Below are 11697 nucleotides of genomic sequence, written 5' to 3'. Positions count from 1 at the left end.
CATCAGGCCTGATCGAGACCGTAGAGCGTGTGCAGGGTCCGCACCGCAAGCTCGGTATAGGCGGTGTCGATCAAGACCGAGAATTTGATCTCGGAGGTTGTAATGGCCCGGATGTTGATGTTCCGCCCCGCAAGGGCCGAGAACGCCTGGGCGGCGACGCCGGCATGGCTGCGCATGCCGCTGCCGATCACCGAGATCTTGGCAACGTCGGTGGCGGTATCGAGCCGGGCATAGCCGATCTTGGCCTTGGCGGCGGTAATCGTATCCTTGGCGCGGGTGTAGTCGGCGGCCGGCACCGTGAAGGTGAGGTCGGTGGTCTTGCCGTCCTCGGACACGTTCTGAACGATCATATCGACGTTGATGTTGGCATCAGCCAGCGGGCCGAAAATCGAGGCCGCAACGCCGGGCTTGTCCTCGATCTGGCGCACCGAGATCTGAGCCTCGTCCTTGGAGAAGGCGATACCGGTGACGACGTGGTTTTCCATGATCTCCTCCTCGCCGCAGATCAGCGTGCCGGGCGGCTGGTTGGCATGCGGGTCGATATCCTCGGGCTTGTCGAAGCTCGAGCGGACGAAAATCGGCATGTTATGGACCATGCCGAGTTCCACCGAGCGGACCTGGAGCACTTTGGCGCCCTGCGAGGCCAGTTCCAGCATGTCTTCGAACGCGATCTTGTCGAGCCTCTTGGCCTTCGGCACGATGCGCGGGTCGGTGGTGTAGACGCCGTCGACGTCGGTGTAGATGTCGCAGCGGTCGGCCTTGACGGCGGCGGCGATCGCCACGGCCGAGGTGTCGGAGCCGCCGCGGCCGAGCGTGGTGATGCGACCCGTCTCGGGGTTGATGCCCTGGAAGCCGGCGATGACCGCGACCTCCTTGCGCTCCCTGAAGCGCTTGATGATCTCGCTGCCGTCGATGTCCTCGATCCGGGCCGAGGCATGGGCGTCGCTGGTCTTGATCGGGATCTGCCAGCCCTGCCAGGAGCGGGCCTGGATGCCCATGCCCTGCAGCACGATGGCAAGCAGCCCGGACGTCACCTGTTCGCCCGAGGCGACCACGGCGTCATATTCGCGCGCGTCGTGCATCGGCGAGGCCTCGGTGCACCAGGCCACCAGCTCGTTGGTCTTGCCGGCCATCGCCGAGACGACCACGGCCACTTCGTGGCCGGCATCGACCTCACGCTTCACATGGCGTGCGACGTTGCGGATACGTTCGATATTAGCGACGGACGTGCCGCCGAATTTCATCACGAGGCGGCTCATGACGACGCGTGCATTCCTTCATAAGGATCAGTATGGTGACCCGCACTGGACGGGTGCCTCGCGGTCACCGACGCGCGTATACAGAGCGCCGGGGTCCGGGGCAAGCGGGTTCCTGCGGGGGCCGGGCGGGGTAGTGGGTTAACCGAGGTCATGGCGCGTTACATCGATGAGATCCTGCAGCCGGGCGAGCGGGTGCTGTATTCGACCAATGCGCACTGGATCTTCTACTTTCCAGCCATCGTGGCCTGGATCGTGGCGCTGGCCCTGCTGATCCTGTCGCGCCAGGCGGCCGTCGACTGGCTCGTTCTGTTTTGCCTCGGCGCCGCTGGTGTCGCGGCGCTGGCGGCCCTGTATTGGACCGTGAAGGGCTGGTTCCATCGCTTCACCACCGAGACCGACGTCACCAACCTCCGGGTCGTGCACAAGACCGGATTCATCAAGCGCCGCACCTTCGAGATGGCGCTGGACAAGGTCGAGAGCGTCGACGTCGACCAGACCATTCTTGGACGTATTCTGAACTACGGCGACGTGACGATTCGCGGCGTCGGCGAGGGGATCGAGACGATCAAGACCATCGCCTCGCCGCTCGCCTTCCGTAGTTCGATCACCACGCGGTAGGACCGCGCCCAACCATGAGCATGCAGCAAAATACCTCCCTCATCGCCCAGCCGGGCTCGACCGTCGACGCCGCCGAGATCGCCAAATTCTCCAAGCTCTCGGCGGAGTGGTGGGACCCGAAGGGCAAGATGGCGCCGCTGCACCGGATCAACCCGCTGCGGCTCGGCTACATTCGCGACGCCGCCTGCCGCAAGTTCGAGCGCAACGTGCGCAGCCTCAATTGCCTCGCCGGTCTCCGCGTGCTCGACATCGGCTGCGGCGCCGGCCTGCTCTGTGAGCCGCTGTCGCGTCTCGGAGCACAGGTCATCGGCATCGATCCCTCCGCGAGCAACATCGCAGCGGCGAAGCTGCATGCCGACAAGAGCCATCTGGCGATCGACTATCGTTGCACCACCGTTGAGGAGATCGACCCGCGCGAGCGCTTCGACATCGTGCTGGCGATGGAAGTGGTCGAGCACGTCACCGACGTCGGCGTGTTCCTGAAGCGCTGCGCCGCGATGCTGAAGCCGAACGGCCTCATGGTGGTCTCGACGCTGAACCGCAACTGGAAGAGTTTTGCGCTCGCCATCGTCGGCGCCGAATACGTCCTGCGCTGGCTGCCGCGCGGCACGCATGAGTGGAACAAGTTCGTCACGCCCGACGAGCTGACGAAATACCTGCTCGACAACCGCCTCGTCATCACCGAGCAGACCGGCGTCGTCTACTCGCCCTTCGCCGACAAATGGTCTCTGTCGTCGGACATGGACGTGAACTACATGGTGGTCGCGGAAACGATGGTGTGAGGCTATTGGTCGGCGCGAGCATCGCTCCTATGACGTGGGCGTGATTGACCTGCTTGAGCGCAAGCGGCAGGTTGACCGTCTCTTCCTCGCGCCCGCCATCCCATGTTCACCATCGCCAGCCTCTGGATTCCCTTCACCATCATTGCCGCGCTCGGGCAGGTCGCGCGCAATGCGATGCAGCGGTCGTTGACCAAGCCGCTGGGGACCTGGGGCGCGACCAATATCCGCTTCCTGTTCGGCTTTCCGTTCTCGCTGCTGTTCCTGGGGCTGGTGCTGGTCGCGACCGGCGATGATCTCGGCGCGCCGCCGACCGTGTTCTGGCCGTGGCTGCTCTTGGGCGCGCTCAGCCAGATCGTCGCCACCGGCCTGATGCTGCTCGCGATGAACGACCGATCCTTTGTCGTGACGACGGCCTATTTGAAGACCGAGGCGATCCAGACCGCGATCTTCGGCTTCGTCTTCCTCGGCGATCACCTGACCTGGCTGAAAGTGCTGGCGATCGTGATCGCCACCATCGGCGTCATCGTCACCGCGCTGCGACCCGGCGGCGAGAAGAGCTTTGCTGAGCTGAAGCCGACCATCACGGGCCTCGTTGCAGCAGCGGCCTTCGCGCTCTCCGCAGTCGGCTTTCGCGGCGCCATCATCAATGTGCCGAATGTCTCCTTCGTGACCGCGGCGTCAATCACGCTGGTGCTCGGCCTGTTCGTGCAGACGCTGGTGCTGACGATCTATCTGCTCTGGCGCGCTCCAAAGGTGCTGCAGGCGATCCTCGACTTGTGGAGGCCCTCGATGCTGGCAGGCTTCACAGGCGCCCTCGCCTCGCAATTCTGGTTCCTGGCGTTCGCGCTGACGGCGGCCGCCAATGTCCGAACGCTCGCTTTGGTCGAGGTGCTGTTCGCGCAAGGCGTGGCCTATTACTCGCTCAAGCAGCCGATCGCGCCGCGCGAGATTTTTGGGATTGCGCTGATTGTGGTTGGCGTGGCGGTGCTGGTGGGGGCCTAATTCCTGTCTTCCGGCAGGGTCGGCAGCGGTGAGACCTCTATACCTTCCTCGATCAGCGACTTCGCCTCTTCGGGCGAGGCTTCGCCGTAGATCGGGCGGTGCTCCTTGTCGCCGTAATGCATGGCGCGGGCTTCGTTGGCAAAGCGCTCGCCGACATTGTCGGCGTTCTTGACGATGTGGTCACGCAGCTCCTTGAGCTTGGCGCGCAGCTCGCGCTCCTGGGCCATCAGCAGCGAGGTCGGTCCTGACGGCGCAGCCTCCGGCGTGGTCGCGGCCACGGGCTCCGGCGGCGGGGTCGCGCGGCCGCGCCCCTTCTTGCCGACGATGCGCGGCGCCATGATGGCCTTGTCGACCTTGGCTGAACCGCAGATCGGGCAGGTCACGAGCTTCCGCCTCACCTGCGAATCATAGGCGGACGAGCTCTGGAACCAGCTCTCGAAGTCGTGGTCGCGGTCGCAACGTAGCGCGTAGCGGATCATGCCGATCCCCGCACGAGGTGCAAATGGTCCGGCCCCGCCTTGGGATCGGAGACGCCGAAGCGGCGGCCGTGCTGGAGCGAGGGAATCGCCCGGCGCGCGGTCTCGACCTTGGCCGGGTCGATCTTGGCCATGATGATGCCGGGCTCGACGTCGCCCTCGGCGAGGATCTCGCCCCAGGGGTCGATGATCAGCGAGTGACCATAGGTCTCGCGCTTGTTCTCGTGCAAGCCTGCCTGCGCGGCCGCGAAGATGAAGCAGCCGGTCTCGATCGCGCGGGCGCGCAGCAGCACGTGCCAATGCGCTTCGCCGGTCTTGCGGGTGAACGCCGACGGCACGGTGATGAAATAAGCGCCGCTTTCGGCCAGCGCGCGGTACAGCGCGGGGAAGCGCACGTCGTAGCAGATCGTCAAGCCGACGCGGCCCCAGGGCAGATCCGAGATCACGGCGGTCTCGCCCGGCTGGTAATTGGCGGATTCGCGATAACTCTCGCCGTCGGGCAGCTCGATGTCGAACATGTGGATCTTGTCGTAGCTCGCGAGCACATTGCCCTCGGGCCCGATCAGGAAGGAGCGGTTGACCGCCTTCTCCGGCGAGAAGCGCAGCGCCAGCGAGCCGACATGGAGGTGAATCTTCAGCTCCGCCGCGAGCGCCCGGTAGGCCTTCAGCGAGGCGTCGTCCTCTTCGCTCTGGAGATGCTCGAACAATGCCTTGCGGTTCAGCTGCATCATGTTGCTGACTTCCGGCGTCTGCACGTAATCGGCGCCATTGGCAGCCGCCTGCCGGATCAGCTTCGTGGCCTGCTCGAGGCTCGGCCCGGGCATCAGGCCGGTGCGCATCTGCACCATGGCGGCCGTGAACGTGCGGTTCTCGCTCATGACGTGGCCTTTACGCTTTCGAGCATGCCGTCGAGCTTGCCTTCGCGGTCGAGTGCATAGAGGTCGTCGCAGCCGCCGACATGGGTGCCGCCGATCCAGATCTGCGGGAAGGTCGAGCCCTCGCCGGCGCGGCCGTACATTTCCTGGCGCCAGGACGGGTTCTTGGCGACATCGAATTCGGTGAAGGTCGCCTTCTTGCGGGCCAACAGCGACTTCGCGGCGGAACAATAGCCGCAACCCGGCCGGGTGTAGATCTCGACAGCAGCAGTCATGTCGTCTGGCGCTCTCATGTCATGAATTCATTGAATTATATGGGACGTGGGCCGCTCTCGACAACCCGGGCAAAGACCAGCACGTCGACCTGGGCTGCCTTGGCGCGGAGCAGGGCCCGCGCGCAGGCGTCGAGCGTCGCCCCTGACGTCAGGACATCGTCGATCAGGACAACGCGGCGGCCCTGGACCTCGGCCTGCCGGTCGGGAGATACCTGGAATGCGCCCTGCACATTGGTGGCGCGCTGGGCCCGCGACAGGCCGATCTGCTGCTCGGTGGCACGAACCCGCCGCAGCACGTCGCCCCGCACCTTGACCCCGCTCTGCCGCTCGATCACACGGGCGAGCGCTCCGGACTGGTTGTAGCGGCGCCGCCAGGCCCGCCGCCAATGCAGGGGCACGGGCACCAGCATGTCGGCGCCGGTCAGCAACTCGCTGCCCGCGCGCGCCATCCAGCGGCCCATGGCAGGCGCCAGATCGGTGCGGTCCTGGTACTTCAGCGCATGCACCAGCGAGCGCGCGACGTCGTCATAGCGCACCGCCGCGCGGGCCCGCTGATAGGCCGGCGGGCTCGCGATCGCCTCCATCGACAGCATGTCGGGGCCGGGGTCATAAACGAAGGGAATGCCGAGCCGCGGGCAATAGGGCCGTTCGATGAATGACAGTCGGGCCCAGCACGCGGCGCAGACGCCCTCGCCATCGACCGGCTCGTGGCAGGATACGCACTGTGTCGGCAGTGCGATGTCGAGCGCCAGCCGCGGAAGATGCGCAAGCGCGTCGCGGCAGGCGCCAAAGGCGCCGCGCAGGTGGCTGGCAATGGAGCGTGATGCCTGGCCATCCATCGAGCTATGGCTCTTTCGGGAGCACAGGTCGGAAAAACGATCGCTCGTAACGGCGGAAGCAGCGCGTTTGTTTTGCGAAGGCGATCGCCTTCTGGACGTCAGGATCTTCGGCGCTGTCTTTCCGATATTGCTCGTACGCCGCGAAGCTCGGGAAGCTGAACATCGCCAGCGCGACGTCGCTCGCCCCTTCCGACGGCAGGAAATACCCGTGGTGAACGCCGCCGAATCTCGGCAGCAGTTCCAGCCACATTCTGCCATAGGCCTCGAATTCAGTGAGCTTGTCCGGAGGGACCTCGTATCGCAGGTAACAAGTGATCATCGTGCGATGCTCCAGCGTGCCACGAGCCCGGAAGGCTAGCGTTCTACCACAGCAGGCTCAAGCCCCGAGCGCCAGTCTCGTACCTCGGACGTGCCGAAGAGATTGCCAGAGCCGCCGGGATCGGCGTAACCAGCGGCATGGCTCAGAATTCCCAAACCCCGCCCGCTTTGTTCGATCGCGCCTTGCTGCATGCGCGGCAGCGGCGCGCGCAGGCGCTAGGTGCGGCGAATTTCCTGCTCGATCGTGTCGCCGAGGACATGTCCGACCGGCTGGCCGCGGTGATGCGTGAGTTTCACGCGCCTGCCGATCTCTGGACGCCCGGTGAGGGGCTTGCCGGACTGCGCGCACATCTGCCTTCCATCGAGCGGATTGTGCCCGACGCGGCCGGTGCGGAAAAGCTGCCCTTCGCGCCAGAAAGTCTCGATCTCGTCGTCTCGGCGCTGGCGCTGCAGTTCGTCAATGACCTGCCGGGCGTGCTCGCGCAAATCCGCCGGGCGCTGAAGCCGGACGGCCTGCTGCTTGCTGCCATGATCGGCGGCGACAGCTTGACCGAGCTGCGCCAGGCGTTTGCCGCGGCTGAAGCCGAATGCGAGGGCGGCGTGTCGCCGCGCGTGGCGCCGTTCGCCGACCTTCGCGACATCGGTGCGCTGTTGCAGCGCGCGGGCTTTGCGCTGCCGGTGACCGACGTCGACCGCGTCGTGGTGCGCTATGCCAATGCGTTCGCCTTGATGCAGGATCTGCGCCGCATGGGTTCGGCCAATGTGCTGATCGAGCGGCGGCGGACACCGACGCGCCGCTCGACGCTGCTGCGGATGGCCGAGATCTACGCCGAGCGCTTTGCCGATGCCGACGGCCGCATCCGCGCGACGTTCGACATCGTCTGGCTTTCGGGTTGGGCCCCGCATGCGAGCCAGCAGCAGCCGCTCAAGCCGGGATCGGCGAAAGCGAGCCTGGCAGAGGCGGTGAAGAAGGCGGGGAAGGAGTGACGCGGGGTACAGACTGCATCACATCAACAAATCGATCAGATGCGGGATCAGCGGAATGTCGGCGGGCGGCATCGGGTAGTCGCGCAGCTTGTTGGCGCGGACCCAGGCGAGGTTCTGGCCTTCGCGTGCGGCGACCATTCCCTCCCAACGCCGGCAGATGTAGAGCGGCATCAACAAATGGAAGGTCTCGTAGCCGTAGCTGGCGAAGGTGAGCGGTGCGAGGCACGGCTCGGCGACGTCGATGCCGAGCTCCTCATGCAGCTCGCGGATCAGGCTCTGCTCCGGACGCTCGCCCGGTTCACACTTGCCGCCGGGAAATTCCCAGAGGCCCGCCAGCGTCTTGCCCTCGGGACGCTGCGCGATCAGAACGCGTTTATCGGCATCGACCAGCGCGCAGGCCACCACCAGTGTCAGTTTGAGATCGGCCATGCGTGTCTGTCGCTCGCTGATGATCGTCCGCAACGGTTTGTTAACCTCGTTGCGGTCCAAGTTTCCAAGGTCTCCATAAGTCATATTTAATCCACGGCTCCTAGGGTGGGAACTCTTTAAACCACTCCAGGCCAATCCATGCGCGCTGTGCCTTCGGTTCTCTTCCGCCGGTTCGTCCACGACCGGCGCGGCAATATCGCGGTGATTTTCGCTCTCGCCTGCGTCCCCCTGATCAGCGCGGTCGGCTGCGCCATCGATTATTCGCGCGCGACGCTGACCCGGTCCAAGCTTCAGGCTGCCGCCGATGCGGCCAGCGTCGGCTCGATCGCCAAGGCCTCGCCGGCCTTCAAGGCTGCCGGAACCATGACTGGGGACGGCTCGATCTCGGTCGGCGTCACGGACGCCCAGAACATCTTCAATGCCAATCGCGCCAGTCAGTCCGGCTACACGCTGACTAGCCTCACGCCGACCGTGGTCAAGTCCGGCTCGACCGTCACCGCGACGGTTTCGTTCACCGCAACCATGAGCACTATGTTTCTCGGCGTGATCGGCAAGTCCGTGATGACCTTGAGTGGCACGTCGAAGGCGACGGCCAGCATGCCGCTCTATATCGATTTCTATCTGCTGCTGGACAATTCGCCGTCGATGGGCGTCGGTGCGACCCCGGCCGACGTGCAGAAGATGGTGGACAACACGTCGGACAAATGCGCATTCGCCTGCCACGACCTCAAGGACAAGAACAACTATTACGACCTTGCCAAGAAGCTTGGCGTGACCACCCGGATCGACGTGCTTCGGAGCGCCACCGAGTCCTTGATGGATACGGCAAACGCCACCGAGACCTATTCAAACCAGTTCAGAATGGCGATCTATGATTTCGGCGGCTCTGCAAGCTCGCTCGGCCTGCGCAGCCTGTTTTCGTTGTCGGCCTCTCTCTCCAGCGCCAAGACGGCGGCCGGCAAGATCGACTTGATGTCGGTGAACGGCCAGAACGAGAATAGCGATCAGGATACCCCATTCACCACGGTCTTTCCTGCGATCAACGGCGAGATCAGCTCCCCCGGAAGCGGCACGTCGTCCAGCCCGCTCAAATACCTGTTCTTCGTGTCCGACGGCGTGGCCGACGAGAGCAACACCGGATGCCTGAAACCGCTCTCGGGCAGCACGCGGTGCCAGTCGCCGCTCAATCCTGCGCTTTGCAAGACGATGAAGGATCGCGGCGTCAAGATCGCCGTGTTGTACACGACTTATCTCGCGCTGCCGACCAACTCCTGGTACATGAAATGGATCGATCCGTTCAATGCCGGTCCCTATGGCCCGTCGCCGAACAGCCAGATCGCACAGAACATGCAGAGCTGCGCTTCGCCGGGCCTGTATTTCGAGGTCAGCCCGACGCAAGGCATCGCGGAAGCCATGAACGCCCTGTTCAAGAAGGCGGTCGCAGACGCGCGGATCTCCGCGTGACGGCTTTGACGGCATTCCGGGTTCTCGCTTCGCGAGCCCCGGAATGACAAGCGCAGGACCTACGACCTGTAATCCCCGTTGATCGCCACATATTCCTTGGTGAGGTCGCAGGTCATGACCCGGTCGCGGCCCTTGCCGAGGCCGAGCGAGACCAGAATCGCGATCTCCGGCGCCTTCATCGCTTCCGACACCTGCGCTTCGTCATAATCGGGATCGCGCGCGCCGCGCTTGGCGACCCTGATGCCGTTGAAGGAGATCGAGAGCTTGTCGCGATCGGCCGGCTCGCCGGCCTTGCCGACGGCCATCACCACGCGGCCCCAATTGGCATCCTCGCCGGCGATCGCGGTCTTCACCAGCGGCGAGTTCGCGATCGACATCGCGATCTTGCGGGCGGAGGCCTTGGTCTTGGCGCCCTCGACGGTGATCTCGACCAGCTTGCGCGCGCCTTCGCCGTCGCGGGCGACCTGCTCGGCGAGATTGGCGAGCACCTGGTTGAAGGCCTTGACGAAGGCCTTCAGGCGCGGGTCGCTGGCACGGCTGATCTTCGGCGCACCGTGCTCGGCGGCGACACCGGTCGCAAACGCCAGCAACGTGTCGGAGGTCGAGGTGTCGCCGTCGATGGTCACGGCGTTGAACGTGTCCTCGACGCCGCTCTTGAGCAGCGCCTGGAGCGCGGCGGGCGCGATCGGCGCGTCGGTGAAGATGAAGGACAGCATCGTCGCCATGTCGGGCGCGATCATGCCGGCGCCCTTGGCCAAGCCGTTGATGGTGACCTTGGCCTTGCCGAGCTTGACGGTCGCGGTCGCGACCTTCGGGAAGGTGTCGGTGGTCATGATCGCCTTGGCCGCGGCGAGATAGTCGCCGGGCTCGGCGGCTTCGGCGAGGCGGCCGAGCACGCCGTCGAACTTGGTCGCGTCCAGCGGCTCGCCGATCACGCCGGTCGAGGCCAGGAAGATCTCAGCCTCGCTGCAGCCGACCGCCTTGGCCGCGATCTTCGCGGTGAGCGCGGTGGAGGCGCGGCCGGTCTTGCCGGTGAAGGCGTTGGCATTGCCGGAATTGACCACCAGCGCGCGCGCCTTGCCGCCCTTCAGCCTGGCGCGACACCATTCCACCGGGGCCGAGGGGCACTTCGACTTGGTGAAGACGCCGGCGACCGCGGTGCCCTTGTCCATCACCGCGAGCAGCACGTCGGTGCGGTTCTTGTAGCGGATGCCGGCTTCGGCCGTCGCAAGGCGGACGCCCGCGATCACAGGCATATCAGGGACGGTTTTGGGGGCGAGGGGGGAGACGGAGGAGGACATCGCGGGCGCCTTGATGGGGTCTGGACATGCAGATGGCCGGGGGAGCCCCGGCCATTGCGACGTTAGATACTCTTGGCGTCCGCGAAGTGACAGCGAATTCTCACTTCTTCGCCGGCGGCGCCATCTTGCTGTCGGCCGGCTTGGCCGCGTCGGCCGGCTTGGCGTCCGCCGCCGGCTGGTCCAGCCGCTCGACCTTGGCCTCGGTGCGCAGCTTGGCGACATACTCGGCCTGAGCCTTGCGGGTTACGTACTGCTCGATCTGGGGCTTGACCTGCTCGAAGTCGGGCGCCTTGCGGTTGCGCTTTTCCTCGACCTTGATGATGTGCCAGCCGAACTGCGACTTCACGGGATCGGAGATCTTGCCCGGCTCGAGCGTGAAGGCGACGGTCGAGAATTCCGGCACCATCTGCTCCTTGGTGAAGAAGCCGAGGTCGCCGCCGTCGGCCGAGCCGGGATCCTTGGATTTCTTCTTGGCGAGCTCGGCGAAATCGGCGCCCTTGTCGAGTTCGGCCTTCACCGCCTTGGCCTCGTCCTCGGTCTCGACCAGGATGTGGCGGGCGCGCACCTCCTGCTCGCCGGTGATCTGCTTGGCGGCCTCCTCATAGACCTTCTTCATGGCGTCCGGCGTGGTCGCGGCCTTGCCCTCGCTGGCGAGCAGGCTGTCCATCAGGAGCCGGTTGCGGGCGAAGGCCAGGCGCTTCTTGAACTCCTCGCCGTCGGCGATCTTCTTGTCTTCGGCAGCCTTGCTGACGATCTTCATGTCGATCAGGAAGGACAGGACGTTCTCGTCCTTGGTCGCCGGATCCATCTGGGCGAGGCTCGGCCCGAGTTCCTCCTCGGCCATGGTGACGTCGCTCTTCTTGATTTCCGCGCCATTGACCTTCGCCAGCACCGGATCATCGGCGGCCCGGAGCGGGCCCGCAAACGCCAGGGACAGCGCCAGAGCGAGGCTGCCAGCCAGGGCGGACGCATAGCGGTAGCGCTGGGTTACCGGGAACGAGGCGGTCATGGAAAATCCTTATGTTGAAGCAGGGGGCTGCTCGAGCGGGGCGGACACTCGCCCAATCAGGGG

General features: G+C 65.2%; 14 protein-coding genes. 5 read left to right on the top strand and 9 right to left on the bottom strand.

The window, feature by feature from the left end; translation table 11 throughout:
• Positions 1-2 precede the first annotated feature (2 nt).
• On the bottom strand, positions 3-1259 hold the full coding sequence (locus tag BDOA9_RS04150) for an aspartate kinase (protein WP_025032691.1): 1257 nt from the start codon (positions 1257-1259) through the stop codon (positions 3-5).
• A 150-nt stretch (positions 1260-1409) separates the two neighbouring features.
• Here BDOA9_RS04150 and BDOA9_RS04145 point away from each other — a divergent pair, with 150 nt between their 5' ends.
• From BDOA9_RS04145 to BDOA9_RS04135, 3 genes are all read left to right on the top strand, one after another.
• Positions 1410-1877 carry a PH domain-containing protein gene (locus BDOA9_RS04145; RefSeq protein ID WP_025032690.1) on the top strand — a complete coding sequence of 156 codons (468 nt, stop codon included), beginning with the start codon at positions 1410-1412 and terminating at the stop codon, positions 1875-1877.
• A gap of 14 nt (positions 1878-1891) precedes the next feature.
• Entirely contained in the window at positions 1892-2659 is a 768-nt protein-coding gene (gene ubiG / locus BDOA9_RS04140) for a bifunctional 2-polyprenyl-6-hydroxyphenol methylase/3-demethylubiquinol 3-O-methyltransferase UbiG (protein WP_025032689.1), read from the top strand.
• Between the two features lie 102 nt (positions 2660-2761).
• The gene (locus tag BDOA9_RS04135) at positions 2762-3661 is read left to right on the top strand and encodes an EamA family transporter (RefSeq protein ID WP_025032688.1); all 900 of its coding nucleotides are present in this window, start codon (positions 2762-2764) and stop codon (positions 3659-3661) included.
• On the opposite strand, the gene BDOA9_RS04130 is transcribed toward BDOA9_RS04135, so the two are convergent.
• The 5 genes from BDOA9_RS04130 to BDOA9_RS04110 are packed head-to-tail and all read right to left on the bottom strand — an operon-like array spanning position 3658 to position 6445.
• Positions 3658-4140 (bottom strand): DUF1178 family protein, encoded by a 483-nt coding sequence (locus BDOA9_RS04130; protein ID WP_025032687.1) that lies wholly within the window; start codon positions 4138-4140, stop codon positions 3658-3660. The two genes, BDOA9_RS04135 and BDOA9_RS04130, sit on opposite strands and share 4 nt — an antisense overlap.
• Complete coding sequence (locus tag BDOA9_RS04125) at positions 4137-5015, bottom strand: carbon-nitrogen hydrolase family protein (protein WP_025032686.1); 879 nt, start codon at positions 5013-5015, stop codon at positions 4137-4139. The genes BDOA9_RS04130 and BDOA9_RS04125 overlap by 4 nt, the downstream gene beginning before the upstream one ends.
• Positions 5012-5287, bottom strand: a complete 276-nt coding sequence (gene grxC / locus BDOA9_RS04120; RefSeq protein WP_025032685.1) for a glutaredoxin 3 — start codon at positions 5285-5287, stop codon at positions 5012-5014. The genes BDOA9_RS04125 and grxC overlap by 4 nt, the downstream gene beginning before the upstream one ends.
• Before the next feature lie 35 nt (positions 5288-5322).
• Positions 5323-6126 (bottom strand): ComF family protein, encoded by an 804-nt coding sequence (locus tag BDOA9_RS04115; protein WP_025032684.1) that lies wholly within the window; start codon positions 6124-6126, stop codon positions 5323-5325.
• A gap of 4 nt (positions 6127-6130) precedes the next feature.
• Positions 6131-6445: an NIPSNAP family protein gene (locus BDOA9_RS04110; protein WP_025032683.1), complete on the bottom strand. Its 315-nt coding sequence runs from the start codon at positions 6443-6445 to the stop codon at positions 6131-6133.
• Between the two features lie 137 nt (positions 6446-6582).
• Between BDOA9_RS04110 and BDOA9_RS04105 the strand changes: the two genes are divergently transcribed.
• Entirely contained in the window at positions 6583-7431 is an 849-nt protein-coding gene (locus tag BDOA9_RS04105) for a methyltransferase domain-containing protein (protein WP_042335474.1), read from the top strand.
• 18 nt (positions 7432-7449) lie between these two features.
• Here BDOA9_RS04105 and BDOA9_RS04100 read toward each other — a convergent pair whose 3' ends face one another.
• Positions 7450-7860, bottom strand: coding sequence for a (deoxy)nucleoside triphosphate pyrophosphohydrolase (locus tag BDOA9_RS04100; protein ID WP_025032681.1), 411 nt, complete (start codon positions 7858-7860; stop codon positions 7450-7452).
• A 138-nt stretch (positions 7861-7998) separates the two neighbouring features.
• On the opposite strand from BDOA9_RS04100, the gene BDOA9_RS04095 reads away from it, so the two are divergent.
• Positions 7999-9324 carry a TadE/TadG family type IV pilus assembly protein gene (locus tag BDOA9_RS04095; RefSeq protein ID WP_025032680.1) on the top strand — a complete coding sequence of 442 codons (1326 nt, stop codon included), beginning with the start codon at positions 7999-8001 and terminating at the stop codon, positions 9322-9324.
• A gap of 59 nt (positions 9325-9383) precedes the next feature.
• On the opposite strand, the gene argJ is transcribed toward BDOA9_RS04095, so the two are convergent.
• Positions 9384-10625 (bottom strand): bifunctional glutamate N-acetyltransferase/amino-acid acetyltransferase ArgJ, encoded by a 1242-nt coding sequence (gene argJ / locus BDOA9_RS04090; RefSeq protein ID WP_025032679.1) that lies wholly within the window; start codon positions 10623-10625, stop codon positions 9384-9386.
• A 100-nt stretch (positions 10626-10725) separates the two neighbouring features.
• Entirely contained in the window at positions 10726-11634 is a 909-nt protein-coding gene (locus tag BDOA9_RS04085; RefSeq protein ID WP_025032678.1) for a peptidylprolyl isomerase, read from the bottom strand.
• Between the last annotated feature and the right edge of the window lie 63 nt (positions 11635-11697).

The organism is Bradyrhizobium sp. DOA9 (genome assembly GCF_000617845.2).
Lineage (GTDB): Bacteria > Pseudomonadota > Alphaproteobacteria > Rhizobiales > Xanthobacteraceae > Bradyrhizobium.
The sequence above is the reverse complement of the archived record's forward strand: the minus strand, read 5'-3'. Positions and strand labels throughout refer to the sequence as shown.

What these genes read in the sequence shown, in the direction of transcription:
- BDOA9_RS04150 (WP_025032691.1), bottom strand. Translation starts at nt 1,259, where the DNA reads ATGAGCCGCCTCGTGATGAAATTCGGCGGCACGTCCGTCGCTAATATC.
- BDOA9_RS04145 (WP_025032690.1), top strand. Translation starts at nt 1,410, where the DNA reads ATGGCGCGTTACATCGATGAGATCCTGCAGCCGGGCGAGCGGGTGCTG.
- ubiG (WP_025032689.1), top strand. Translation starts at nt 1,892, where the DNA reads ATGAGCATGCAGCAAAATACCTCCCTCATCGCCCAGCCGGGCTCGACC.
- BDOA9_RS04135 (WP_025032688.1), top strand. Translation starts at nt 2,762, where the DNA reads ATGTTCACCATCGCCAGCCTCTGGATTCCCTTCACCATCATTGCCGCG.
- BDOA9_RS04130 (WP_025032687.1), bottom strand. Translation starts at nt 4,140, where the DNA reads ATGATCCGCTACGCGCTACGTTGCGACCGCGACCACGACTTCGAGAGC.
- BDOA9_RS04125 (WP_025032686.1), bottom strand. Translation starts at nt 5,015, where the DNA reads ATGAGCGAGAACCGCACGTTCACGGCCGCCATGGTGCAGATGCGCACC.
- grxC (WP_025032685.1), bottom strand. Translation starts at nt 5,287, where the DNA reads ATGACTGCTGCTGTCGAGATCTACACCCGGCCGGGTTGCGGCTATTGT.
- BDOA9_RS04115 (WP_025032684.1), bottom strand. Translation starts at nt 6,126, where the DNA reads ATGGATGGCCAGGCATCACGCTCCATTGCCAGCCACCTGCGCGGCGCC.
- BDOA9_RS04110 (WP_025032683.1), bottom strand. Translation starts at nt 6,445, where the DNA reads ATGATCACTTGTTACCTGCGATACGAGGTCCCTCCGGACAAGCTCACT.
- BDOA9_RS04105 (WP_042335474.1), top strand. Translation starts at nt 6,583, where the DNA reads ATGGCTCAGAATTCCCAAACCCCGCCCGCTTTGTTCGATCGCGCCTTG.
- BDOA9_RS04100 (WP_025032681.1), bottom strand. Translation starts at nt 7,860, where the DNA reads ATGGCCGATCTCAAACTGACACTGGTGGTGGCCTGCGCGCTGGTCGAT.
- BDOA9_RS04095 (WP_025032680.1), top strand. Translation starts at nt 7,999, where the DNA reads ATGCGCGCTGTGCCTTCGGTTCTCTTCCGCCGGTTCGTCCACGACCGG.
- argJ (WP_025032679.1), bottom strand. Translation starts at nt 10,625, where the DNA reads ATGTCCTCCTCCGTCTCCCCCCTCGCCCCCAAAACCGTCCCTGATATG.
- BDOA9_RS04085 (WP_025032678.1), bottom strand. Translation starts at nt 11,634, where the DNA reads ATGACCGCCTCGTTCCCGGTAACCCAGCGCTACCGCTATGCGTCCGCC.